This is a genomic window from Pseudomonas aeruginosa, from assembly GCF_001457615.1.
In the GTDB taxonomy this organism is placed as follows: domain Bacteria; phylum Pseudomonadota; class Gammaproteobacteria; order Pseudomonadales; family Pseudomonadaceae; genus Pseudomonas; species Pseudomonas aeruginosa.
Genome location: NZ_LN831024.1, coordinates 548,930 through 573,358, shown reverse-complemented (window position 1 = coordinate 573,358; position 24,429 = coordinate 548,930). Strand labels below are relative to the sequence as shown.

General features: G+C 67.9%; 25 protein-coding genes. 11 read left to right on the top strand and 14 right to left on the bottom strand.

Annotation, left to right across the window (positions count from 1 at the left end):
- Position 1: 1 nt before the first annotated feature.
- The 5 genes from norB to nirQ all read right to left on the bottom strand — a co-directional run bounded on the left by norB (position 2) and on the right by nirQ (position 3,538).
- The gene (gene norB / locus AT700_RS02615) at positions 2-1,399 is read right to left on the bottom strand and encodes a nitric-oxide reductase subunit NorB (protein WP_003084883.1); all 1,398 of its coding nucleotides are present in this window, start codon (positions 1,397-1,399) and stop codon (positions 2-4) included.
- Positions 1,399-1,839 (bottom strand): nitric oxide reductase subunit NorC, encoded by a 441-nt coding sequence (gene norC / locus AT700_RS02610; RefSeq protein WP_003084881.1) that lies wholly within the window; start codon positions 1,837-1,839, stop codon positions 1,399-1,401. Before norC ends, norB begins: the two co-directional genes overlap by 1 nt.
- A gap of 89 nt (positions 1,840-1,928) precedes the next feature.
- Positions 1,929-2,186 (bottom strand): cytochrome C oxidase subunit IV family protein, encoded by a 258-nt coding sequence (locus AT700_RS02605; RefSeq protein WP_003084879.1) that lies wholly within the window; start codon positions 2,184-2,186, stop codon positions 1,929-1,931.
- A 7-nt stretch (positions 2,187-2,193) separates the two neighbouring features.
- Entirely contained in the window at positions 2,194-2,721 is a 528-nt protein-coding gene (locus tag AT700_RS02600) for a cytochrome c oxidase subunit 3 (RefSeq protein WP_003118864.1), read from the bottom strand.
- Between the two features lie 34 nt (positions 2,722-2,755).
- Positions 2,756-3,538 carry a transcriptional regulator NirQ gene (gene nirQ, locus AT700_RS02595; RefSeq protein ID WP_003084875.1) on the bottom strand — a complete coding sequence of 261 codons (783 nt, stop codon included), beginning with the start codon at positions 3,536-3,538 and terminating at the stop codon, positions 2,756-2,758.
- A gap of 215 nt (positions 3,539-3,753) precedes the next feature.
- On the opposite strand from nirQ, the gene nirS reads away from it, so the two are divergent.
- The 11 genes from nirS to nirN are packed head-to-tail and all read left to right on the top strand — an operon-like array spanning position 3,754 to position 12,743.
- On the top strand, positions 3,754-5,460 hold the full coding sequence (gene nirS / locus AT700_RS02590; protein ID WP_003106104.1) for a nitrite reductase: 1,707 nt from the start codon (positions 3,754-3,756) through the stop codon (positions 5,458-5,460).
- A 50-nt stretch (positions 5,461-5,510) separates the two neighbouring features.
- Positions 5,511-5,825 (top strand): cytochrome C-551, encoded by a 315-nt coding sequence (gene nirM, locus AT700_RS02585; protein ID WP_003084872.1) that lies wholly within the window; start codon positions 5,511-5,513, stop codon positions 5,823-5,825.
- On the top strand, positions 5,822-6,181 hold the full coding sequence (gene nirC, locus AT700_RS02580) for a cytochrome c55X (RefSeq protein ID WP_003084870.1): 360 nt from the start codon (positions 5,822-5,824) through the stop codon (positions 6,179-6,181). Before nirM ends, nirC begins: the two co-directional genes overlap by 4 nt.
- Positions 6,178-7,356, top strand: coding sequence for a heme d1 biosynthesis protein NirF (gene nirF, locus AT700_RS02575; protein WP_003084866.1), 1,179 nt, complete (start codon positions 6,178-6,180; stop codon positions 7,354-7,356). Before nirC ends, nirF begins: the two co-directional genes overlap by 4 nt.
- A gap of 8 nt (positions 7,357-7,364) precedes the next feature.
- Complete coding sequence (locus AT700_RS02570; RefSeq protein WP_003084864.1) at positions 7,365-7,817, top strand: AsnC family transcriptional regulator; 453 nt, start codon at positions 7,365-7,367, stop codon at positions 7,815-7,817.
- Entirely contained in the window at positions 7,814-8,338 is a 525-nt protein-coding gene (locus AT700_RS02565) for an Lrp/AsnC family transcriptional regulator (protein WP_003111534.1), read from the top strand. Before AT700_RS02570 ends, AT700_RS02565 begins: the two co-directional genes overlap by 4 nt.
- Positions 8,331-8,774, top strand: coding sequence for an Lrp/AsnC family transcriptional regulator (locus AT700_RS02560; RefSeq protein WP_003084860.1), 444 nt, complete (start codon positions 8,331-8,333; stop codon positions 8,772-8,774). The genes AT700_RS02565 and AT700_RS02560 overlap by 8 nt, the downstream gene beginning before the upstream one ends.
- On the top strand, positions 8,749-9,264 hold the full coding sequence (locus AT700_RS02555) for an Lrp/AsnC family transcriptional regulator (RefSeq protein ID WP_003084858.1): 516 nt from the start codon (positions 8,749-8,751) through the stop codon (positions 9,262-9,264). Before AT700_RS02560 ends, AT700_RS02555 begins: the two co-directional genes overlap by 26 nt.
- On the top strand, positions 9,258-10,421 hold the full coding sequence (gene nirJ, locus AT700_RS02550; protein WP_003106109.1) for a heme d1 biosynthesis radical SAM protein NirJ: 1,164 nt from the start codon (positions 9,258-9,260) through the stop codon (positions 10,419-10,421). Before AT700_RS02555 ends, nirJ begins: the two co-directional genes overlap by 7 nt.
- Positions 10,422-10,431: 10 nt before the next feature.
- Complete coding sequence (gene cobA / locus AT700_RS02545) at positions 10,432-11,271, top strand: uroporphyrinogen-III C-methyltransferase (RefSeq protein WP_003113243.1); 840 nt, start codon at positions 10,432-10,434, stop codon at positions 11,269-11,271.
- A complete protein-coding gene (nirN, locus tag AT700_RS02540; RefSeq protein ID WP_048520726.1) occupies positions 11,262-12,743 on the top strand; it encodes a dihydro-heme d1 dehydrogenase in 1,482 nt (493 codons plus the stop codon). The genes cobA and nirN overlap by 10 nt, the downstream gene beginning before the upstream one ends.
- Positions 12,744-13,074: 331 nt before the next feature.
- Here nirN and AT700_RS02535 read toward each other — a convergent pair whose 3' ends face one another.
- The 9 genes from AT700_RS02535 to bioB form a co-directional block, all read right to left on the bottom strand.
- Positions 13,075-14,853, bottom strand: coding sequence for an acyl-CoA dehydrogenase C-terminal domain-containing protein (locus AT700_RS02535; protein ID WP_003113245.1), 1,779 nt, complete (start codon positions 14,851-14,853; stop codon positions 13,075-13,077).
- 272 nt (positions 14,854-15,125) lie between these two features.
- Positions 15,126-16,922, bottom strand: a complete 1,797-nt coding sequence (locus AT700_RS02530; protein ID WP_048520725.1) for an acyl-CoA dehydrogenase C-terminal domain-containing protein — start codon at positions 16,920-16,922, stop codon at positions 15,126-15,128.
- Between the two features lie 212 nt (positions 16,923-17,134).
- Positions 17,135-18,940, bottom strand: a complete 1,806-nt coding sequence (locus tag AT700_RS02525) for a phenylacyl-CoA dehydrogenase (RefSeq protein WP_003084842.1) — start codon at positions 18,938-18,940, stop codon at positions 17,135-17,137.
- A gap of 339 nt (positions 18,941-19,279) precedes the next feature.
- Positions 19,280-19,510 carry a hypothetical protein gene (locus tag AT700_RS02520; protein WP_003113246.1) on the bottom strand — a complete coding sequence of 77 codons (231 nt, stop codon included), beginning with the start codon at positions 19,508-19,510 and terminating at the stop codon, positions 19,280-19,282.
- 108 nt (positions 19,511-19,618) lie between these two features.
- Positions 19,619-20,305 carry a dethiobiotin synthase gene (gene bioD / locus AT700_RS02515; protein WP_003103336.1) on the bottom strand — a complete coding sequence of 229 codons (687 nt, stop codon included), beginning with the start codon at positions 20,303-20,305 and terminating at the stop codon, positions 19,619-19,621.
- Positions 20,306-20,308: 3 nt separating this feature from the next.
- Entirely contained in the window at positions 20,309-21,133 is an 825-nt protein-coding gene (gene bioC, locus AT700_RS02510) for a malonyl-ACP O-methyltransferase BioC (RefSeq protein WP_003113247.1), read from the bottom strand.
- A complete protein-coding gene (locus AT700_RS02505) occupies positions 21,126-21,848 on the bottom strand; it encodes an alpha/beta fold hydrolase (protein ID WP_023083922.1) in 723 nt (240 codons plus the stop codon). The genes bioC and AT700_RS02505 overlap by 8 nt, the downstream gene beginning before the upstream one ends.
- Positions 21,841-23,046, bottom strand: coding sequence for an 8-amino-7-oxononanoate synthase (bioF, locus tag AT700_RS02500; RefSeq protein WP_003084826.1), 1,206 nt, complete (start codon positions 23,044-23,046; stop codon positions 21,841-21,843). Before bioF ends, AT700_RS02505 begins: the two co-directional genes overlap by 8 nt.
- Before the next feature lie 105 nt (positions 23,047-23,151).
- Positions 23,152-24,210: a biotin synthase BioB gene (gene bioB, locus AT700_RS02495; protein ID WP_048520723.1), complete on the bottom strand. Its 1,059-nt coding sequence runs from the start codon at positions 24,208-24,210 to the stop codon at positions 23,152-23,154.
- Positions 24,211-24,429: the final 219 nt, after the last annotated feature.

Here is a 24,429-nt window from a genome sequence, read left to right as displayed (position 1 = left end):
CTCAGGCGGCCGCCTTGCCGCGCCGGAAGCTCAGCAGGTAGGCGACCAGGCCGATGAGGAACACCACCCCGGCGCCTTCGCGCAGCCAGTAGAAGATCGCCAGCTGGTCCTGGGTGGCCATGAAGGTCATCGCCGCGCCGTCCGCCGGCATCCGTTGCAGCCAGACCTGCAGCACCCCGGCCGCGGAGAGGAACAGGGTGATGAACACCATCGCCACGGTCATCAGCCAGAAGCCCCACATCTCCAGGACCTGCGAGCGGTTGTCCATCGCCTCGCCGATCCCGCGCAGGCGCGGCATGGCGTAGGAGATGATGGTCATCACGATCATCGCGTAGGCGCCATAGAAGGCCATGTGGCCGTGGGCGGCGGTGAGCTGGGTGCCGTGGGTGTAGTAGTTCACCGGCGCCAGGGTATGCATGAAGCCCCACACTCCCGCGCCGAGGAAGGCCATCACCGTGGTGCCCATGGCCCACAGTGCGACCGCGCGGTTCGGATAGTCGCGGCGGCGGCGGTTGATGGTGTTGAAGGCGAACAGCACCATGGCGAAGAACGGCAGCGGCTCCAGCGCCGAGAATACCGAGCCGAGCCACAGCCAGTAGCCGGGCACGCCGATCCAGAAGTAGTGGTGGCCGGTGCCGATGATGCCGCTGATCAGCGCCATGGCGATGATCACGTAGAGCCACTTCTCGATCACCTCGCGGTCGACCCCGGTGATCTTCACCAGCACGAAGGCGAGGATCGCACCCATGATCAGTTCCCACACGCCTTCCACCCACAGGTGCACCACCCACCACCAGTAGAACTTGTCGCGGGTGAGGTTTTCCGGGTTGTAGAAGGAGAACAGGAACAGCAGGGCGAGGCCGATCAGGCCGGTCATCAGGACCATGCTGATGGCGGTCTTGCGCCCGCGCAGCACGGTCATGCCGACGTTGAACAGGAAGCCCAGGGCGACGATCACGATGCCCGCCTTGCTGATGGTCGGCTGTTCGAGGAACTCGCGGCCCATGGTCGGCCACAGTTCGTTGCCGGTGAGCCTGGCCAGGCCGGCGTAGGGCACCAGCAGGTAGCCGAGGATGGTCAGCACGCCGGCGGCGGCGAATACCCAGAACAGGATCCAGGCCAGCTTCGGGCTGTACAGCTCGCAGTCGCTCTCCTCCGGCACCAGGTAGTAGGCAGCGCCCATGAAGCCGAACAGCAGCCAGACGATCAGCAGGTTGGTGTGCACCATGCGCGCGACGTTGAAGGGGATCGCCGGGAACAGGAAGTCGCCGACCACGTACTGCAGGCCCATGATCAGGCCGAACAGGATCTGCCCGACGAAGAGGATCAGGGCGAACACGAAGTAGGGTTTGGCGACCGCCTGCGAGGCGAATTTCAGGGAGCCATTGGGCGACATCATCAACCCTCCTTGTTCGGCGGCCATTGGTTGGTATCGATCTTCGAGCTCCACTTGAGGAACTCGGCCAGGTCGTCGACCTGGCCCTCGCTGAGATGGAACTGCGGCATGGCGCGGCGGCCCGGCACGTTCAGCGGCTGGATCTTCATCCAGGCCTGGAGGAAGGTGTTGAAGCCCTCCTCGCCGCCACGGCGTCCGACCACGTTGCCCAGCTCCGGCGCGAAGTAGGCGCCCTCCCCGAGCAGGGTGTGGCAGCCGACGCAGTTGTTCTGCTCCCAGACCAGCTTGCCGCGCACCACCGCGGCGCTCATCGCGGCCTCGTTGGTGCGCTCGGGCAGGGTTTTCTCGGTGTGGTAGGTCAGGGCCAGGAACAGCAGGATGAAGAACACACTCCCGCCGAAATAGATGTTCCTGGCCATGCCTTTGGTAAAGGTCTCGGACATGCGGCCTCCTGGAATGGGTGGTGCGGCGATTCTAGGAAGCGGCGGCGGCGAACCCGCTTGATGGCAATCAAGATTCCCGAACGATTTACTCAGTTATTCATCCGCGCCAGGTACAGCGCAGCGCCCACCGCCAGGGCCATCAGCAGCGGCCAGGCCAGCAGCAGGCGGCGCCATAGCGCCGGGGCATGGGCCAGCTCCATGAAGCGCTCGCCGATCAGCCAGCCCTTGGCCACCGCGCAGGCCAGCACCGCCGCCAGCAGCCAGGGAGAGTCGCCGGCGCCGCCCAGCAGCACACCGGCCACGGCCAGCGCCAGCAACGCCAGCCAGCAGAGGGTCAGGGTTCGCATAGGCACCTCATTGCAGGACGTAGACCAGCGGGAACAGCAGCACCCAGACCAGGTCGACCATGTGCCAGTAGAGCACTCCCGACTCCAGTCCCGAGCAAGCCTGCGGCGTATAACACCGGCGCCAGCAGGCCTGCGCCAGCCAGCCGAGGATCAGCAGGCCGAGCAGGACGTGGAGGAAATGGAAGCCGGTCAGGCACCAGTAGAGGGTGAAGAAAGTGTCGTGCTCGATGTCCAGGCCGAGATCGGCGAGCCGCCCGTACTCGTGCAGCTTCAGGCCGACGTAGACCAGCGCCAGCAGCAGCGCCGCCAGCAACCAGCCGCTCGCCTGGCGCGGCCGTCCGCGGCGCACCGCATGCACCGCCAGCGCGGCGAGCCAGCCGGAGCTGAGCAGGGCCACGGTCAGCAACAGGCCCCAGCGGCTATCCAGTTGCTCCCGGCCGGCACGGAACAGCTCCGGCTGCCAGGCCTGGGCGCCGGCGAACGCCAGCAGCAGCAGGCTGAACACGCTGAGTTCGGCGAGGATGAAGAACCACATCGCCAGGTCGCCGGGCAGGCGCCGCTCGACGGTATCAGGCGACATGGAGATCGACGATGTCCATCAGCGCCGCCACCGTCGCCGGATCGTCCGAGAGCGGTTCGGCCAGCGCCACCCGGCACGCCTCGCGCGGGTCCATGCCGTCGCCGATGAGGCGCGCGGCGAAGATCAGCAGGCGGGTCGAGGCGACTTCCTCCAGGTCGTGCTGCTCCAGCCGCCGCAGCGCCTGGCCCAACTGCACCAGGCGCTGCGCCAGGGCCTCGGCACAACCGCTCTCGCCGACCAGGATGCGTGCCTCCTGCTGCGCCGCCGGGTAGTCGAAGCGCAACGCGACGAAACGCTGCCGGGTGCTGGGCTTCAGGCCCTTGAGCAGATTCTGGTAGCCGGGGTTGTAGGACACCACCAGCATGAACGAAGGCGGCGCCTGCAACGTCTCGCCGGTGCGCTCCAGGTACAGCTCGCGGCGGTCGTCGGCCAGCGGGTGGATGGCGACCGTGGTGTCCTGGCGCGCCTCCACCACTTCGTCCAGGTAGCAGATACCGCCTTCGCGCACCGCGCGGGTCAGCGGGCCGTCCTGCCACCAGGTGCCGTCGGCGCCGATCAGATGGCGGCCGAGCAGGTCGGCGGCGCCCAGGTCGTCGTGGCAGGCGACGCTGTACAGCGGCAGTTCCAGGCGCCGCGCCATGTACTGGACGAAGCGGGTCTTGCCGCAACCGGTGGGGCCCTTGAGCAATACCGGCAGGCCGTGCCGCCAGGCGCGCTCGAAGACTTCGATCTCATGGCCGGTGGCCTCGTAGAAGGGTGTCGCGTCCCGCATGTCCTACTCCTGCGCTAGGGATTAGGACCGCACGCTATTCACAGTTGGAAGGTGCCACAAGCGCAAAGCAACGCAATCTTGATTCCGGTCAAGCAAGGGTAAAGACCCTGCTTTCTATGATCCTTTCGCGCCATGAATTCCCGGGAGTTCCCGACGCAGCCACCCCCAAAACACTGCTAAGGGAGCGCCTCGCAGGGCTCCTGAGGAGATAGACCATGCCATTTGGCAAGCCACTGGCGGGCACCTTGCTCGCCTCGCTGACGCTGCTGGGCCTGGCCACCGCTCACGCCAAGGACGACATGAAAGCCGCCGAGCAATACCAGGGTGCCGCTTCCGCCGTCGATCCCGCTCACGTGGTGCGCACCAACGGTGCCCCCGACATGAGTGAAAGCGAGTTCAACGAGGCCAAGCAGATCTACTTCCAACGCTGCGCCGGTTGCCACGGCGTCCTGCGCAAGGGCGCCACCGGCAAGCCGCTGACCCCGGACATCACCCAGCAACGCGGCCAGCAATACCTGGAAGCGCTGATCACCTACGGCACCCCGCTGGGCATGCCGAACTGGGGCAGCTCCGGCGAGCTGAGCAAGGAACAGATCACCCTGATGGCCAAGTACATCCAGCACACCCCGCCGCAACCGCCGGAGTGGGGCATGCCGGAGATGCGCGAATCGTGGAAGGTGCTGGTGAAGCCGGAGGACCGGCCGAAGAAACAGCTCAACGACCTCGACCTGCCCAACCTGTTCTCGGTGACCCTGCGCGACGCCGGGCAGATCGCCCTGGTCGACGGCGACAGCAAGAAGATCGTCAAGGTCATCGATACCGGCTATGCCGTGCATATCTCGCGGATGTCCGCTTCCGGCCGCTACCTGCTGGTGATCGGCCGCGACGCGCGGATCGACATGATCGACCTGTGGGCCAAGGAGCCGACCAAGGTCGCCGAGATCAAGATCGGCATCGAGGCGCGCTCGGTGGAAAGCTCCAAGTTCAAGGGCTACGAGGACCGCTACACCATCGCCGGCGCCTACTGGCCGCCGCAGTTCGCGATCATGGACGGCGAGACCCTGGAACCGAAGCAGATCGTCTCCACCCGCGGCATGACCGTAGACACCCAGACCTACCACCCGGAACCGCGCGTGGCGGCGATCATCGCCTCCCACGAGCACCCCGAGTTCATCGTCAATGTGAAGGAGACCGGCAAGGTCCTGCTGGTCAATTACAAGGATATCGACAACCTCACCGTCACCAGCATCGGTGCGGCGCCGTTCCTCCACGACGGCGGCTGGGACAGCAGCCACCGCTACTTCATGACCGCCGCCAACAACTCCAACAAGGTTGCCGTGATCGACTCCAAGGACCGTCGCCTGTCGGCCCTGGTCGACGTCGGCAAGACCCCGCACCCGGGGCGTGGCGCCAACTTCGTGCATCCCAAGTACGGCCCGGTGTGGAGCACCAGCCACCTGGGCGACGGCAGCATCTCGCTGATCGGCACCGATCCGAAGAACCATCCGCAGTACGCCTGGAAGAAAGTCGCCGAACTACAGGGCCAGGGCGGCGGCTCGCTGTTCATCAAGACCCATCCGAAGTCCTCGCACCTCTACGTCGACACCACCTTCAACCCCGACGCCAGGATCAGCCAGAGCGTCGCGGTGTTCGACCTGAAGAACCTCGACGCCAAGTACCAGGTGCTGCCGATCGCCGAATGGGCCGATCTCGGCGAAGGCGCCAAGCGGGTGGTGCAGCCCGAGTACAACAAGCGCGGCGATGAAGTCTGGTTCTCGGTGTGGAACGGCAAGAACGACAGCTCCGCGCTGGTGGTGGTGGACGACAAGACCCTGAAGCTCAAGGCCGTGGTCAAGGACCCGCGGCTGATCACCCCGACCGGCAAGTTCAACGTCTACAACACCCAGCACGACGTGTACTGAGACCCGCGTGCGGGGCACGCCCCGCACGCTCCCCCCTACGAGGAACCGTGATGAAACCGTACGCACTGCTTTCGCTGCTCGCCACCGGCACCCTGCTCGCCCAGGGCGCCTGGGCCGAAGACCCCGAAGTGCTGTTCAAGAACAAGGGCTGCGTGGCCTGCCATGCCATCGACACCAAGATGGTCGGCCCGGCCTACAAGGACGTCGCCGCCAAGTTCGCCGGCCAGGCCGGCGCCGAAGCGGAACTCGCGCAGCGGATCAAGAACGGCAGCCAGGGCGTCTGGGGCCCGATCCCGATGCCGCCGAACGCGGTCAGCGACGACGAGGCGCAGACCCTGGCGAAGTGGGTCCTGTCGCAGAAATGAACGCCCCTCCGGACTTCCGGCGCGCCGCCAGCCACGCCTTGTGGCTGGCCCTCGCGCTGACGTTCGCCTGTCCTCTTCCGGGCCTGGCCGACGAGCATCCCGATGCCCGTCGCCAGGCCCAGTTGCGTCACCTGCTGTTGCAGGACTGCGGCTCCTGCCACGGCCTGCGCCTGACCGGCGGCCTCGGCCCGGCGCTGACCCCCGAGGCCCTGCGCGGCAAGCCGCGCGAATCGCTGGTCGCCACCGTGCTCATGGGCCGTCCGCAAACCCCGATGCCCCCCTGGGCCGGCCTGCTCAGCGAAGACGACGCCGGCTGGCTGGTGGACCGCCTGATCGAAGGAGAGATCGCCCCATGAACCTGCGTCCCCTCGCGCCGCTTTTCCTCGCCCTGCTCGCCGGCTGTAGCCAGCAGCCGCCCTTGCGCGGCAGCGGCGACCTCGGCGTGCTGATCGAACGCGCCGACGGCAGCGTGCAGATCCTCGACGGCACGGCGAAGACCTCGCTGGCGCGGGTCGAAGGCCTCGGCGACCTGTCCCACGCCTCCCTGGTGTTCTCCCGCGACCAGCGCTACGCCTACGTATTCGGTCGCGACGGCGGCCTGACCAAGCTCGACCTGCTGGCCCAGCGCATCGACAAGCGCCTGATCCAGGGCGGCAACAGCATCGGCGGAGCGATCAGCCAGGACGGTCGGCTGGTCGCGGTATCCAACTACGAGCCGGGCGGGGTCAAGGTGTTCGACAGCCGCACCCTGGAGCTGGTCGCCGAGATTCCCGCCACCCGCCTCCCCGGCCAGGACAGGAACTCCCGGGTGGTCGGCCTGGTCGACGCGCCCGGGCAGCGCTTCGTGTTCAGCCTGTTCGACAGCGGCGAGATCTGGATCGCCGACTTCAGCCAGGGCGACACGCCGCACCTGACCCGCTTCCGCGATATCGGCAAGCAACCCTACGACGCCCTCATCAGCCCCGACGGGCGCTACTACATGGCCGGGCTGTTCGGCGAGGACGGCATGGCCCAGCTCGACCTCTGGCACCCGGAGCGCGGCGTCAGGCGCGTACTCGGCGACTACGGCCGCGGCCAACGCAAGCTGCCGGTGTACAAGATGCCGCACCTGGAGGGCTGGACCATCGCCAGCGACCAGGCCTTCGTCCCGGCGGTCGGCCATCACCAGGTGCTGGTGCTCGACGCGCGCGACTGGAAGCAGACCGACGCCATCGACGTCGCCGGCCAGCCGGTGTTCGTCATGACTCGACCGGACGACCGGCAGATCTGGGTCAACTTCGCCTACCCGGACAACGACAAGGTGCAGGTCATCGACAGCGAGACCCACGAAGTGATCGAAACCCTGCGCCCTGGCCCCGGCGTACTGCACATGGAATTCAGCGGGCGCGGCGACCAGGTCTGGATCTCGGTGCGCGACGCCGACCAGTTGCAGGTCTGGGACCCGTACCGCCTGAAGCGCATCGGCAGCCTTCCGGCCCGCAGCCCGAGCGGCATCTTCTTCAGCCACCGCGCCCAGCACATCGGACTCTAGGAGGCACCATGGACGACCTCTCCCGCCGCCTCCTCGCCCGCTACCAGAAAGGCCTGCCGATCTGCGCGGAACCCTATCGGCGGATGGCCGAGACCCTGGGTTGCAGCGAAGCCGAGGTGCTCGAACGGCTGCGTCGCCTGGAAGCCGACGGCGCGTTGTCGCGGGTCGGCCCGGTGCTCCGCCACCAACGCGCCGGGGCCAGCACCCTGGCTGCCCTGGCGGTGCCCGAGGAGCGTCTGCAACGGGTCGCCGAGCGCATCAGCCAGTACGCCGAGGTCAACCACAACTACCAGCGCGAACACCGCTACAACCTGTGGTTCGTGCTCACCGCCGGCGACCGCGCGCAACTCGACCGGGTACTGGCGGAGATCGCCGCCGACACCGGCCTGCAACCCCTCGACCTGCCGATGCAGGAAGCCTACTGCATCGACCTCGCGTTTCCCCTGGAGGCCAGCCGATGAACCCCGTCGAACCCCTCGCCGCGCCGCAGCGGCAACACCTGCGCTACCTGCTGGAACAGGGCCTGCCGCTGGCCAGCCGGCCCTACCGGGTGCTCGCCGAACGCATCGGCGCCGGCGAAGACGAAGTGCTGGAACAGGTCCGCCGCTGGGACGAAGACGGCCTGTTCCGCCGCTTCGGGGTGATCCTCCACCACCGCGCCCTGGGCTATACCGCCAACGCCATGCTGGTGCTGGACGTCGCCGACGCGGAGGTCGACGCCGTCGGCCGCGCCCTCGCCCACGAAACGATCGTCTCGCTCTGTTACCGCCGCCCGCGTCGCCTGCCGATGTGGCCATACAACCTGTTTTGCATGATCCACGGCCGCGAGCGCGGCGAAGTGGAACGCCAGATCGAGGCGCTGCTGGAGCGCCACGCCCTGCGCCAGACACCGCACCGCTGGCTGTTCAGCCTGCGCGCCTACAAGCAGTGCGGCGGCCGCTACACCGCGCCGCCGGCCGACCTGGAGCGCCGCCATGGATGAGTTCGACCGGCGCCTGCTGAACCGCCTGCAACACGGCCTGCCGCTGGAGCCGCATCCCTACGCGCTGCTCGCCGCCGAGCTGGATTGCCGCGAGGAAGACATCCTGCGCCGCCTGGACGACCTGCTCGACGACGGCACCCTGACCCGCTTCGGTCCGCTGTTCGATATCGAGCCCCTCGGCGGTGCCTTCACCCTGGCCGCCATGAGCGTGCCGGAGGCGCGTTTCGAAGAGATCGCCGCGCTGCTCGCCGGCTGGCCGCAGGTCGCCCACAACTACCGTCGCGAGCACGCCCTGAACATGTGGCTGGTGGTCGCCTGCGACAGCCCGGCGGAGGTCGCCGAGACCCTCGCACGGCTGGAGCGCGAGAGCGGGCTGGCGGTACTCGACCTGCCCAAGGAGGCGACCTACCATGTCGGCCTGCATTTCCCCCTCTGACGCCCTGCTCGCCCGCCGCCTGATCGAACTGACCCAGGCCGGCCTGCCGCTGGTCGCCGACCCTTGGGCGTGGATCGCCGCGCAACTGCGGCTGAGCGAGGCGGAGACCCTGGCGCTGCTGAAGCGCCTGCGCGACGCCGGGGTGATCCGGCGCATCGCCGCGGTGCCCAACCACTATCGCCTTGGCTACCGGCACAACGGCATGACCGTCTGGGACGTCGCCGACGAACGCATCGAACGCCTCGGCCGGCTGGTCGGCGGGCTGTCCTTCGTCAGCCATTGCTACCGGCGCCCGCGCCATCTGCCGCAGTGGCGCTACAACCTGTTCGCCATGGTTCACGGCCGCAGCGAAGCGGAGATCGAAGGCTATCGCCAGCAGATCCGCCTGCTGCTCGGCGAGGACTGTCGCGCCGACGAGATGCTGGTGAGCAGCCGCATCCTGAAGAAGACCGGCCTGCGCCTGGCGCAGAAGGAGGAACGTCCATGCTGAGGATCAGCCATTACCTGCGCAGCCTCGCCGAGGACGCGCCGACGCCGCGCCGCGCCGGCGGCAGGCGCGCCCCGGTGGTGATCTGGAACCTGCTGCGGCGCTGCAACCTGACCTGCAAGCACTGTTACTCCACCTCCGCCGACAGCGACTTCCGTGGCGAGCTGGAGACCGCGGAAATCCTTCGCGGCATCGACGACCTGCGCGCCGCCGGAGTGCGCGTGCTGATCCTCTCCGGCGGCGAGCCGCTGATGCACCCGGACCTCTTCGAGATCGCCGCCCATGCGCGCCAGGCCGGGATGTTCGTGGCGCTGTCGAGCAACGGTACGCTGATCGACGAAGGCAACATCCAGCGCGTGGCCGAGGCCCGCTTCGACTACGTCGGCATCAGCCTCGACGGCCTGCGCGAGACCCACGACCGCTTCCGCCAGAAGCAGGGCAGCTTCGACGCCGCGCTGGCGGCCATGCGCCTGTGCCGCGAGGCGGATATCCGCGTCGGCATGCGCACCACCCTGACCGAGGAGAACGCCGCGCAACTACCGGCACTGCTCGACCTGATGCGCGAACTCGACGTGCAGAAGTTCTACCTCTCGCACCTCAACTACAGTGGCCGCGGCCGCCGCAGCCGCGCCCTCGACGCCCACCACCGGCGCACCCGCGAGGCCCTCGCGCTGCTCTTCGAACGGGCCGACGAGGACATCCGGCAGGGGCGCGACAGCGACTTCGTCACCGGCAACAACGACGCCGACGCGATCCTTCTCCTCGACTGGCTCAAGCGCCGCCGCCCGCAGCAACTGGCGCGTCTCTGCGAGCTGCTGCTGGACTGGGGCGGCAACGCCTCGGGCGAGGGCATCGCCAACATCGACAACACCGGCGAGGTGCATCCGGACAGCTACTGGTGGCACCACAGCGTCGGCAACATCCGCCATCAGCGCTTCGCCGACTTCTGGTTCGAGCGCCCCGACCCGCTGCTCCTGCAACTGCGCCAGCGCCCGCGACCGGTGGTCGGGCGCTGCAGCCAATGCCGCTGGCTGGACATCTGCAACGGCAACACCCGCACCCGCGCCTGGGCCGGCGGAGAACTCTGGGGCGAAGACCCCGGCTGCTACCTCAGCGATCAGGAAATCGGCCTCGAGCGCATCGCGCTGCACGCCGTCTAAGGAAAGCCTCATGAACACTACCGTGATTCCGCCGTCCCTCCTCGATGTCGATTTCCCTGCCGGCAGCGTCGCCCTGGTCGGCGCCGGCCCCGGCGATCCGGGCCTGCTCACCCTGCGCGCCTGGGCCCTGCTGCAACAGGCCGAGGTGGTGGTCTACGACCGCCTGGTCGCCCGCGAGCTGATCGCCCTTCTGCCGGAAAGCTGCCAGCGCATCTACGTCGGCAAGCGCTGCGGCCACCACAGCCTGCCGCAGGAAGAAATCAACGAGCTGCTGGTGCGCCTGGCCCGGCAGCAACGCCGGGTGGTCCGCCTGAAAGGCGGCGACCCGTTCATCTTCGGTCGCGGCGCCGAGGAGCTGGAGCGCCTGCTCGAAGCCGGCGTCGACTGCCAGGTGGTCCCCGGCGTCACCGCCGCCTCCGGTTGCAGTACCTACGCCGGCATCCCGCTGACCCACCGCGACCTCGCCCAGTCCTGCACCTTCGTCACCGGCCACCTGCAGAACGACGGCCGCCTCGACCTCGACTGGGCCGGCCTGGCGCGTGGCAAGCAGACCCTGGTGTTCTACATGGGCCTGGGCAACCTCGCCGAGATCGCCGCGCGCCTGGTCGAGCACGGCCTCGCCAGCGACACCCCGGCGGCGCTGGTCAGCCAGGGCACCCAGGCGGGCCAGCAGGTGACCCGCGGCGCCCTTGCCGAGCTGCCGGCGCTGGCGCGACGCTACCAGTTGAAGCCGCCGACGCTGATCGTCGTCGGCCAGGTGGTCGCGCTCTTCGCCGAGCGCGCGATGGCGCATCCGTCATACCTGGGCGCCGGCTCGCCGGTCAGCCGCGAGGCCGTCGCATGCGCCTGATCGGCCTCGCCCTCGGCCTGCTCCTCGGCGCCCTCGCACAGGCCGGCGAAGCGCCGGGGGAAGCGCTCTACCGCCAGCACTGCCAGGCCTGCCACGGCGCCGGGCGGCTCGGCGGCAGCGGCCCGACCCTGCTCCCGGAAAGCCTTTCGCGGCTGAAGCCGGCGCAGGCCCGCGAGGTGATCCTGCACGGTCGTCCGGCAACCCAGATGGCCGGCTTTGCCGGTCAATTGGACGACGCCGCGGCGGACGCCCTGGTCGCCTATCTCTACCAGGCGCCGCCGCGCGAACCGCAGTGGAGCGCCGAGGACATCCGGGCCAGCCAGGTTCAGCCGCATCCCCTCGCCACCCTGCCGTCCAGGCCCCGCTTCGAGGCCGACCCGCTGAACCTGTTCGTGGTGGTGGAGTCCGGCGACCACTACGTGACCATCCTCGACGGCGATCGCTTCGAGCCCATCGCCCGCTTCCCCTCGCGCTACGCCCTGCACGGAGGTCCGAAGTTCTCCCCGGACGGGCGCCTGGTGTACTTCGCCTCGCGCGACGGCTGGGTGACCCTCTACGACCTGTACAACCTGAAGGTGGTCGCCGAGGTCCGCGCCGGCCTCAACACGCGCAACCTGGCGGTCAGCGACGACGGGCACTGGGTCCTGGTGGGCAACTACCTGCCCGGCAACCTGGTGCTGCTGGACGCCCGCGACCTGTCCCTGGTGCAGGTCATCCCGGCGGCCGACGCCCAGGGCCAGGCCTCGCGGGTCAGCGCGGTATACACGGCACCGCCGCGACACAGCTTCGTGGTCGCCCTGAAGGACGTCCACGAGCTGTGGGAGCTGCCCTATGCCAACGGCAAGCCGGTCGCGCCGAAACGGTTGGCGGTGGCCGACTACCTCGACGACTTCTCCTTCAGCCCCGACTACCGCTACCTGCTGGGCAGCTCGCGGCAGGCCAGGGGCGGCGAGGTGATCGAGCTGGACAGCGGCGCGCGGGTCGCCTCGATCCCGCTGTCGGGCATGCCGCACCTCGGCTCGGGCATCTACTGGAAGCGCGACGGGCGCTGGGTGTTCGCTACGCCGAACATCAGCCGCGGGGTGATCTCGGTGATCGACCTGCAAAACTGGAAGCCGTTGAAGGAAATCGTCACCGACGGCCCCGGCTTCTTCATGCGCAGCCATGCCGACTCGCCCTACGCCTGGACCGATACCTTCCTTGGCAAGAAACACGACGAGATCCTGCTGATCGACAAGCAGACCCTGGAAATCGCCCATCGCCTGCGCCCCAGCCCGGGCAAGGTGGCCGGCCACGTCGAGTTCACCCGCGACGGCCGCTACGCCCTGCTCAGCGTCTGGGACCGCGACGGCGCGCTGGTGGTCTACGACGCGCACAGCCTGGAGGAAGTGAAGCGACTGCCGATGAACAAGCCGTCGGGCAAGTACAACGTCGGCAACAAGATCGGCTATGCGGAGGGAACCTCGCACTGAGGCTCGGGCGAGACGCCATCAACGGATATCCCCGTATCCTCCGCGGCGGACCGCGACAACCCTGTCCCCTCACGGCACGAGAAAAACCACGGGAATGGCGGATAACCGCAAGCGGTTATTCGCCCTACCGCCCACCCTGCGCGAGGAGCCGTAGGGCATAACGCCAACGGCGTTATCCGCCGATCACCCTGTCCCATCACGGCCCCGAGAAAACCCTGGGAATGGCGGATAGCCGCAAGCGGATATCCCCCCCACCCGTCCCGCGCGCCGAGCCCCCGGCGCCCAGAAAAAAGCCCCGCATCGCGGGGCTTTCCGTCTCAGGCGCCAGGCCTCAGAACTGCTCGGCGTCCAGCAGGTACAGCGACTCGCTGCCGGCGCGCACGGAGGCGCTCAGGGAATGGATGCGCGGCAGCAGGCGGGCGAAGTAGAAGCGCGCGGTACCCAGCTTGCTGGCGTAGAAGTCGTCCTCGCCCTGCTTGGCCAGCGCGGTGCGCGCCATCAATGCCCACATGTAGGCATAGGCGGTGTAGCCGAACACATGCAGGTATTCGACCGACGCCGCGCCGATCTCGTTGGGATTGCCCTTGGCGCGGTCGAGCAGCCAGGCGGTCAGCTCTTCCAGGTTCTCCACGGCGGCCGCCAGCGGCTTGCTGAACTCGCCCAGGGCCTCGTCGGCGGAAGCGACGAAGGCCTTGATCTCGTCGGTGAAGTGACGGGAGAAGGCGCCGCCGCTGCCGATCACCTTGCGCCCCACCAGGTCGAGCGCCTGGATGCCATTGGTGCCTTCGTAGATCTGCGTGATGCGACAGTCGCGCACCAGTTGCTCCTGGCCCCATTCGCGGATGAAGCCGTGGCCACCGAAGATCTGCTGGCCATGGATGGTGGTTTCCAGCCCCATGTCGGTGAGGAATGCCTTGGCCACCGGGGTCAGCAGCGCCACCAGCTCTTCCGCGCGCTTGCGGGTGACCGCGTCTTCGCTGTACTTGGCGGTGTCCAGCTGCATCGCGACGTAGCTGGAGAAGGCGCGGCCGCCTTCGTTCAGCGCCTTCATGGTGAGCAGCATGCGACGCACGTCGGGGTGCACGATGATCGGGTCGGCGGCCTTGTCCTTGGCCACCGGGCCGGTCGGCGCGCGGCTCTGGATACGCTCGCGGGCATATTCGATGGCGCTCTGGTAGGAGCGCTCGCCGGTGGCCAGGCCCTGGATGCCGACGCCAAGGCGCTCGTAGTTCATCATGGTGAACATCGCCGCCAGGCCCTTGTTGACCTCGCCCACCAGCCAACCGGTAGCGCCGTCGAAGTTCATCACGCAGGTGGCCGAGGCCTTGATCCCCATCTTGTGCTCGATGGAGCCGCAACCCAGGCTGTTCTTCTCGCCCAGCGAACCGTCGGCGTTGACCAGCACCTTCGGTACCAGGAACAGCGAGATGCCCTTCGGCCCGGCCGGGGCGTCGGGCAGCTTGGCCAGCACCAGGTGGATGATGTTCTCGGTCAGGTCATGCTCGCCGCCGGTGATGAAGATCTTGGTCCCGCTGATCTTGTAGGAGCCGTCGGCCTGCGGCTCGGCCCTGGTGCGGATGATGCCCAGGTCGGTGCCGGCATGCGGCTCGGTCAGGCACATGGAACCGGCCCAGATACCGGCGTACATGTTCGGCAGGTACTTGTCCTTCAGTTCGTCGCTGGCATGGGCATTGAGCGCCAGGCAGGCGCCGGCGGTCAGCATCGGATACAGGCCGAACGACAGGTTGGCCGAGTTGACCAGTTCCTCGACCTGCGCCGAGATCACCTTGGGCATACCCATGCCGCCGTAGGCCGGATCACCGCCGACGCCGACCCAGCCGCCTTCGGCGTAGGTCCGGTAGGCCTCGGGGAAGCCGGCCGGGGTGCTCACCGCGCCAGCGTTCCACTGGCAGCCTTCCTCGTCGCCCGGACGGTTCAGCGGGGCGATGGTACCGGCGGTGACCTTGCCGGCCTCTTCGAGGATCGCCGCGGCGGTCTCGGCGTCGACCACTTCGGCCAGCGCCGGCAGTTGCGCCCAGAGCCGGGAGACCTCGAACACCTCATTGAGGACGAAGCGCATGTCGCGCAGCGGAGCTTTGTAATCAGCCATGTGGGGAATCCTCGATCGTACCGATCGCCGGCCGGGGGCCAGCGGCAACAAAATGGAGGCACGAAAGGCGTGCCGCGGCCGAGTCTACACCACCAACATTTCGGACTTGTAGCGTCACGTCGTGACCGTAAAGTCTATATCGGTCTTCTATGCGACAGGCATGAGAAAGCCCGCTTTTCGCGGGCTGGAGCGAGTTCGCCGGGAGTCCGACGGGCCCGGCGGGTGCGGGAGAAACCGGGGGAAGAAGCGCCGCGCCCCTGCCCCGGCAGCCGCTAGAGCGAAAACTGCTCCGCCGACAGGCTCATCAGGCCCGCCGCGCCGGCCTGGATCGCCGCGGCGTGCGCCGCGGTGCGCGGCAGCAGGCGACTGAAGTAGAAGTCGGCGGTGGCCAGCTTGGCTTCGTAGAACGCGGCCTCGCCGCTGCCGGCATCCAGCTTCTCGCGCGCCACCAGGGCGATGCGCAACCAGAAATAGGCCAGGGTCACGTAGCCGGAGAACATCAGGTAGTCCACCGAGGCGGCGCCCACTTCGTCGGCATTCTTCATCGCCGCCAGGCCCACCTGCTGGGTCAGTTCGCCCCACTGCGCGTTCAGCGCCGCCAGTTGCGCGACCTGTCCCTTCAGTTGCGGATGCTCGGCCTGGGCCTGGCACAACTGGTGGACCAGTTTGGTGAAACCGCGCAACAGCTTGCCCTGGCTGCCCAGTACCTTGCGGCCAAGCAGGTCGAGGGCCTGGATGCCGTTGGTGCCTTCGTAGATCTGTGCGATGCGGCAATCGCGGACCAACTGCTCCATGCCCCACTCGCGGATGTAGCCGTGGCCGCCGTAGACCTGCATGCCGAGGTTGGTCACCTCCTGCCCGGTCTCGGTCATGAAGGCCTTGCAGATCGGTGTCAGGAAGGCCAGCAGGTCGGCGGCCCGCTCGCGCTCGGCGGCGTCCTGCGACAGGTGCTCGGTGTCGAGCAACTGGGCGGTGAAGTAGGCCAGCGCGCGGTTGCCTTCGTTGAACGCCTTCATGGTCAGCAGCATGCGCCGCACGTCGGGGTGCACGATGATCGGGTCGGCCGGCTTGTCCGGCGCCTTCGGCCCGGTCAGCGAGCGCATCTGCAAGCGCTCCCGGGCGTAGCGCACGGCGCCCTGGTAACTGGTCTCGCCAAGGCACAGGCCCTGCATGCCGGTGCCCAGGCGGGCGTGGTTCATCATGGTGAACATGCAGTGCAGGCCCTTGTTCGGCTCGCCGATCAGGTAGCCGGTGGCGCCGTCGAAGTTCATCACACAGGTGGCCGAGGCCTTGATCCCCATCTTGTGCTCGATGGAGCCACAGGAGACCGCATTGCGCGCGCCCACGTTACCTTCGGCGTCGGGTAGGAACTTCGGCACGATGAACAGCGAGATACCCTTGGTCCCGGCCGGCGCATCGGGAAGCTTGGCCAGCACCAGGTGGACGATGTTCTCGCTCAGGTCGTGCTCGCCGGCGGAGATGAAGATCTTCGTCCCGCTGATCGCATGGCTGCCGTCGGCGTTCGGCACCGCGCGGGTCTTGATGATGCCCAGGTCGGTGCCGCAGTGCGGCTCGGTCAGGCACATGGTGCCGGTCCAGGTGCCGGCGGTCATCCGCGCCAGGTAGAGGTCTTTCTGCGCCTGGCTGCCGTGGGCGTGGATCGCCGACATGGCGCCGCGGGTCAGGCCCGGGTACATGCCCCAGGAGACATTGCTGGCGCCGATCATCTCGCTGAGCAGCAGACCCAGCGAGTGCGGCAGGCCCTGGCCGCCGTACGCGGGATCGCTGGCGACACCGTTCCAGCCACCCTCGACGTACTGTGCATAGGCTTCCTTGAAACCCTTGGGCGTGGTCACCACGCCGTTGTCGAAGTGGCAGCCCTCTTCGTCGCCGGAGCGGTTCAGCGGCGCCAGAACCTGTTCGCAGAATTTCGACCCTTCATCGAGGATCGCCACCACCATGTCCGGGGTCGCGTCGCTGGCGCCGAGCGCCTGGTAGCGCCCATGGAAGTCGAATACCTCATCGATCAGGAAGCGCATGTCGCGCAGCGGAGCCTTGTATTCCGGCATCTCTGTTCTCCTCGGCAGGGGCGCCCCACAGGCGCGAATCCCTCGAAGCTACTGCGCCGGGCGGGCGCCTACAATCACGCTGCGGACGCTGAATGCAACGCCATAACCCCGAGGTCGGAAGGCCAGGATGCAGCGGATCGCAGGCATGAAAAAGCCCGCCGAAGGGCGGGCTCTTTCTCACCTGGGGAACGGGCCGCCAGCGGCCCGTGCCATCAGTAACCGAGGGCGAAATCTTCCTCGGCCATCTCCATCAGGTTGTTGGCGCCGGACAGCATGGCGGCGACGTGGGCGCGGGTACGCGGCAGGATGCGCTGGAAGTAGAAGCGCGCGGTCTGCAGCTTGGCCTTGTAGAAGGCTTCCTCGCCGGTGCCGGCGGCCAGCTTCTCGGCGGCCAGGCGCGCCATGTCGGCCCAGAAGTAGGCCAGGCAGGCGTAGCCGGAGTACATCAGGTAGTCCACCGAAGCGGCGCCGACTTCCTCGCGATCCTTCATGGCGGCCATGCCGACCTTCATGGTCAGGTCGCCCCACTCCTTGTTCAGCTGTGCCAGCGGAGCGACGAATTCCTTGACGGCTTCGTTGGCTTCGTTGGCCTGGCAGAACTTGTGCACGATCTTGGTGAAGCCCTTCAGCGCCTCGCCCTGGGTCATCAGCACCTTGCGACCCAGCAGGTCGAGGGCCTGAACGCCGGTAGTGCCTTCGTACAGCATCGAGATGCGGCTGTCGCGGACGTTCTGCTCCATGCCGTGCTCGGCGATGAAACCGTGGCCGCCGAAGATCTGCACGCCGTGGTTGGCGGACTCGAAGCCGACTTCGGTCATGAACGCCTTGGCGATCGGCGTGAGGAAGGCCAGCATCGAGTCGGCGGCTTTCTTCTGCTCTTCGTCCTGGCTGCGCTGGACGATGTCGACCTGCTTGGCGGCGAAGTACAGCATCGCGCGGTTGCCTTCGGCGAAGGCCTTCATGGTCAGCAGCATGCGGCGCACGTCAGGATGCACGATGATCGGGTCGGCGGGCTTCTCGGGCGCCTTCGGACCGGTCAGCGAGCGCATCTGCAGACGCTCGCGAGCATAGGCGATGCCGCCCTGGAAACCGACTTCGGCATGGGCCAGGCCTTGCAGCGCGGTACCCAGGCGAGCGGTGTTCATGAAGGTGAACATGCAGTTCAGGCCCTTGTTCGGCGGGCCGATCAGGAAGCCGGTGGCGGCGTCGAAGTTCATCACGCAGGTGGCGTTGCCGTGGATGCCCATCTTGTGCTCGATGGAACCGCAGGAAACCGCGTTGCGCTCGCCGGCGTTGCCTTCGGCGTTGGGCAGGAACTTCGGCACGATGAACAGCGAGATGCCCTTGGTGCCCTGCGGGGCGTCGGGCAGGCGGGCCAGGACGATATGGACGATGTTGTCGGCCATGTCGTGCTCGCCGGCGGAGATGAAGATCTTGGTGCCGGTGACCTTGTAGCTACCGTCGGCCTGCGGCTCGGCCTTGGTGCGCAGCATGCCCAGGTCGGTGCCGCAGTGCGGCTCGGTCAGGCACATGGTGCCGGTCCACTCGCCGGAGACCAGCTTGGTCAGGTAGGTTGCCTGCTGCTCGGCGGTGCCGTGGGCATGCAGGGTGTTCATGGCGCCGTGGGACAGGCCCGGGTACATGCCCCAGGACCAGTTGGCCTGGCCGACCATCTCGCTGATGGCCAGGCCGAGGGATTCCGGCAGACCCTGGCCGCCGTGCTCGACGTCATGGGCCAGGCTCGGCCAGCCGCCTTCGACGAACTGCTGGTAGGCCTCCTTGAAGCCGGTCGGGGTCTTCACGCCGTCGGCGCTCCAGGTGCAGCCTTCCAGGTCGCCGACGCGGTTCAGCGGAGCGATCACCTGTTCGCAGAACTTCGCACCTTCCTCGAGGATGGCGTTGACCATGTCGGGAGTCGCGTCTTCGGCGCCCGGCAGGCTCTGGTAGTGCGCTTCGTAGCCCAGCAGCTCGTCGCGAACGAAACGGATATCACGCAAGGGGGCCTTGTAATCAGGCATAGCAGTCAACCTCTACGAAGGGTTCTGGTTAATCGGCGACCGGACGGATGTCCAGAGTCTGCGGTCGCAGTGCGGGATCGCTCCCGGTCGCCTTGCCGGACGCACTCATGCGTCCCGACTCTCAAACAGGCGTTTGAAACATACGTTTACGCCAATCCCTTGTCAAGCATCCGAACCGACCGCTCGGTCATGCCCGAAATCACTGGCAGCCACGTCCTTCCAAAGCACTTTCGTCTCTCTCAGTAAAGCCCATGGCGAAGCGCCCGGCAGGCTTCAGGGGCCGCCGGGTGACAGTCGGAAAAGGAAGGATCGGGGCGGCCGCTGCCGGCCGCCAGGAAGTCAGGCGTGGGTATCGATCAGGGTACCGAGGGTCTCGTCGGCTACCTCGATGACCCGGGCGCCGCTCTGCGCCTCGAGCTTGCCGCGGGTCAGTTCGACCATCTGCTCGGCCTGGGCCGAACGGGCCTCCACGGTATTGCGGGCGATCTCGCTGCCGGCCTGGGCGACGCGGGCGCTGCCCGACTGCACCGCGTTGAGGCCACTGACGAAAGCGTTGCCGGAAATTTCCACCCTCTACTCCTGGGGACGCGCACGCGCCACTGCGATAGCAAGTGGCTTCTATTCAAGCAGACTTGGCCGGCGCTGGGTACCGCCCGTTGGTTATGGACGGCCCGCTGTTTATAGCCCGATACCCAGGGGCCGCAGGTCGAGGTGTGCGGCCACGGCCGCGGGAGTGGCTTCCTCCAGGCGCGGTACCCGACCCAGGCAGGGCGCCGGCAGGCGTTCGGCGAGGGTCGCTAGGTTCTCTTCCAGGCGCGAGGTAGCCGGGTCGACGACGTTGGCCACCCAGCCGGCCAGCGCCAGGCCGTCGCCCAGGATCGCCTCGGCGCTGAGCAGCGCATGGTTGATACAGCCCAGGCGCACGCCGACCACCAGCACCACCGGCAGCGCCAGCAGGCGCGCCAGGTCGGACAGGTTCTCGCGGCCCAGCAACGGCACGCGCCATCCGCCGGCGCCCTCCACCAGGGTGAAGTCGGCCTGTAGCGCCAGCACCTCGCGCACCGCCTCGTGCAAGCGTGCGGCGCTCAGTTCGACGCCAGCCTCGCGCGCCGCCAGGTGCGGGGCGATGGCCGGTGCGAAGGCCAGCGGGTTGACCTGCTCGTAGGCCAGCGCCAGCGAGCACTGGCCGAGCAACACCAACGCGTCGCCATTGCGCAGGCCTTGCGCCGTGGGCTCGCAGCCGGAGGCCACCGGCTTCGCCGCGGCGGTGCTCAGGCCGGCACTCCGGGCCGCGTGGAGCAGGCCGGCGGCGATGGTGGTCTTGCCGATCTCGGTGTCGGTACCGGTGACGAAGAACGCCGGCATGGTTCAGGAATCCTTGCGCAGCACGCCGAAGACGACGCGGTAGGTAGCGGGCAGCCCCTCGGGCTGGCGGAAACGCTCGTAGGCGGCGACCAGCGCGCGGATGCGCTGGCGCCCGGTCAGGCCGTCGGGCCGCCCGGGGTTGAGGTTGTGCGCGCCCAGCGCCTTGAGTTCGTGGGTCAGGCTGCGCAGGTCGGGGAAATGCAGGAGCCGGTCCTCGTGGCGCAGGGTCAGCGGCAGCAGGCCGCTGCCGGCCGCGTGTTGCAGGTAGTCGGCGAAGGCGCGGAAGCGATTGACGTGGACGAAGCCGTCCACCACCCGCCAACTGTCGCGCAACTCGCCCAGGGTACCGACGCACAGGCTGCTGAACGCCAGCACGCCGCCCGGCCGCAGGACCCGCCGCGCCTCGGCCAGGACCGCCGGGAGGTCGGCGCACCACTGGATCGCCAGGCTGGAGAACAGCAGGTCGCAACTGCCGTCGCGCAACGGCAGCCTCTCGGCGTCGCCGCCGATGAAATGGCTGGCGCCGCCGCGCGCGCGGGCATGCCGCAGCATGCCTTCGGCGATATCCACGGCCAGGCCCTCGGCCGCACCGAAGCGTCGTTCCAGGGCCCGGCTGAAATAACCGGTGCCGCAGCCGAGATCGACCCAGCGGCGCGGCGAGAAGCCTTCCGGCAATGCCGACAGCAGGCTCTCGCCGACGCCGCGCTGGAGTTCGGCCACCGCGTCGTAGCTGGCCGCCGCGCGGGAAAACGACGCGGCGACCTGGCGCTTGTCGGGCAGCGCGGCAACGCCATGGGGCGCCAGCAGCGGCGAGGAATCGTCAGGCATCGTCACCCTCGCGAAGGAATCTCAGGATTGCGCCGGCCACCTCGTCCGGGCATTCCAGCGGCAGGCCGTGACTGGCCGCCAGGGTCGAGACCTCGACGTCCGGCAGCCACTCGAGCAGGGTCTCGGCGGCGGCCAGCGGCACCAGCGCATCGGCTTCGGCGAACAGGTGCAATTGCGGCCCGCGGAAGTTTTCCAGGGCGGCCCGGGTATCCAGTTGGCCGAGCAACTGCAGGCCGGCGACCAGCGCCTCGCGCTCCAGCTGCGGCAGCGCCACCTGCAGTTGCCGCGCCAGGGTCCGAGGGTCGCGCGCACCCTGGCTGACCAGCAGGGTGAAACGCTTGCGGGTCAGGTGCGGTTCGAGCAGGAAAGCCTCGAAGAAGTCCTCGAAGGTTTCCGCCGGCATCGCGTTCGGCCAGTCCTCGCGCACGCGGAAGCACGGATTGCTGGCCAGGGTCAGCAGTCCCCGGCAATCGTCGCCGCGGCGCGCCGCCAGTTCGCCGGCGAGCATGCCTCCCAGCGACCAGCCGGCCAGCCAGCTATCGCGCGGCAGGTTATCGTCGAGTTCGTCGAGCCAGTCGGCGGCGTCGTCCAGCGACGGCAGCGGCTCGATCAACACGTTCAGGTGCGGCTCGCGCTCGTGCAGCGCGTCGCGCAGCGGTTCCAGCGGTGCGCTGCCCAGGCCCCAGCCCGGCAACAGGATCAGGTGGTCACGCATCGTCTCCCTCCTCGGCTTCGATCTCTGCCAGAAGGCTAGACGACAGCTGTCGCCAGCTTTCGCCGAGGGCTTCGAGCAAGCGGTCGACCTGCGCTTCGCTGTGCGCGGCGGACAGCGTGACGCGCAGCCGCGCGCTGTTGGCCGGCACGGTTGGCGGGCGGATCGCGCCGACCATGATGCCACGGGCTCGAAGCATGCCGGCCAGGGCCACGGCCTGGCGGCTGCCGCCGACCAGGATCGGCTGGATCGGCGTGAAGCTGTCCATCAGGGTCAGGCCAAGCGCCTCGGCGCCATGGCGGAAACGGGCGATCAGCGCCGCCAGGTGTTGCCGCCGCCAGCTTTCGCGGCGCAGCAGCTCCAGGCTCTTCAGGGTGGCGCAGGCCACCGCTGGCGGCTGGCTGGTGGTGTAGATGTAGGGCCGGGCGTACTGAATCAGGGTCTCGATCAGTTCCTCGCTGCCCGCTACGAAGGCGCCGGCGGTACCGAAACCCTTGCCGAGGGTGCCGATCAGCACCGGCACCTGCTCCTGGCCGAGGCCGAAATGTTCGACGATCCCGCCGCCGCTGGCGCCCAGCGGGCCGAAGCCATGCGCGTCGTCGACCATCAGCCAGGCGCCGCGGGCCTGCGCGACGGCGGCCAGGGCCGGCAGGTCGGCGAGATTGCCGTCCATGCTGAAGACCCCGTCGGTGACCACCAGGGTATTGCCCTCGGCCTTGTCCAGGCGCGCGGCGAGGCTTGCCGGGTCGTTGTGCAGGTAGCGCGAGAAACGCGCGCCGGAGAGCAATCCGGCATCCAGCAGCGAAGCGTGGTTGAGGCGGTCCTCCAGCACCGTGTCGCCCTTGCCGACCAGCGCGGTCACCGCGCCGAGATTGGCCATGTAGCCGGTGGAGAACAGCAGCGCACGGGGCCGCCCGGTGAATTCGGCGAGGGCCAGCTCCAGTTCGTGGTGCGGGCCGCTGTGGCCGACCACCAGGTGCGAGGCGCCACCGCCCACGCCCCAGCGCTCGGCGCCGGCGCGCAGCGCGGCGATCACCTCGGGATGGTTGGCCAGGCCGAGGTAGTCGTTGGAACAGAAGGCCAGCAGCGGCTGGCCGTCGACCACGACGTCCGGGCCCTGGGCCGACTCCAGCAGCGGCCGCTGGCGGTAGAGGTCTTCCGCGCGCCGGCTGGCGAGGCGGGAAGCGAGATCGAAGGACATGGCAGGTCGCTCGTGTTGCTGGACGGACGCAGGCGCACCCGTCCACGCAGGGCCGACATCAGCGGCTGCAACGAAGGGACGGCGGCGCCCTCCCTTCCAGTATGGTCAGGCGGAAGCGGCGTTATAGAACAGCTTCGATTCGCGTTGTTCCACCAACGCCTGCTCGATGGCGGCCTGGTGCACTTCGTCGGCGTGCTCTTCGCGCTCTTCCGGCTTGATGCCGAGACGGGCGAACAACTGCATGTCCTTTTCGGCCTGCGGGTTCTTCGTGGTCAGCAGCTTTTCGCCGTAGAAGATCGAGTTGGCCCCGGCCATGAAGGCCAGCGCCTGCATCTGCTCGTTCATCTGCTCGCGGCCGGCGGACAGGCGCACGTGGGACTTCGGCATCATGATCCGGGCCACCGCCAGGGTGCGGATGAAGTCGAAGGGATCGACGTCCCTCTCTTCCGCCAGGGGCGTGCCCTTGACCTTCACCAGCATGTTGATCGGCACCGACTCCGGGTGCTCCGGCAGGTTCGCCAGTTGGATCAGCAGGCCGGCGCGGTCGTCCACCGACTCGCCCATGCCGAGGATGCCGCCGGAGCAGATCTTCATCCCCGCCTCGCGCACGTAGGCCAGGGTCTGCAGGCGCTCGCTGTAGGTGCGGGTGGTGATGATGTTGCCGTAGAACTCCGGCGAGGTATCCAGGTTGTGGTTGTAGTAGTCGAGGCCGGCGTCCGCCAGCGCCTGGGTCTGTTCCTGGGTCAGGCGGCCGAGGGTCATGCAGGTCTCCAGGCCGAGCTTCTTCACGCCCTTGACCATCTCCAGGACGTAGGGCATGTCCTTGGCCGACGGGTGCTTCCAGGCAGCGCCCATGCAGAAGCGGGTCGAACCGATGGCCTTGGCCTCGGCCGCCGCCTCGAGGACCTTCTGCACCTCCAACAGCTTCTCCTTGTCCAGGCCGGTGTTGTAGTGGCCGGACTGCGGGCAGTACTTGCAGTCCTCGGGGCAGGCGCCGGTCTTGATCGACAGCAGCGTCGAGACCTGCACGCGGTTCGGGTCGAAGTGCGCGCGATGCACCGTCTGCGCCTGGAACAGCAGGTCGTTGAACGGTTGCTCGAACAGGGCACGGACTTCGGCGAGGGACCAGTCGTGACGGGTGGCGACGGAAGCGGTTGCACTCATGGGGAAGATTCCTTCGACGCTTGTATGGCGCCTTTTGTCGGGGAGCCCCGGCACGCCGGGGGTCAGGCTCAAGGGCATCATAAGTGGCTGTATGACGCTGTCAACCCAACCCAGGACACAGGACTACATCTGATCAATATTTGATCACTCATGTAGAAGCCAGTAGTCATCGACTGCTCCAATCGGCCTCGTCCTCTATGTGGCATTCGGCTCCCTGGA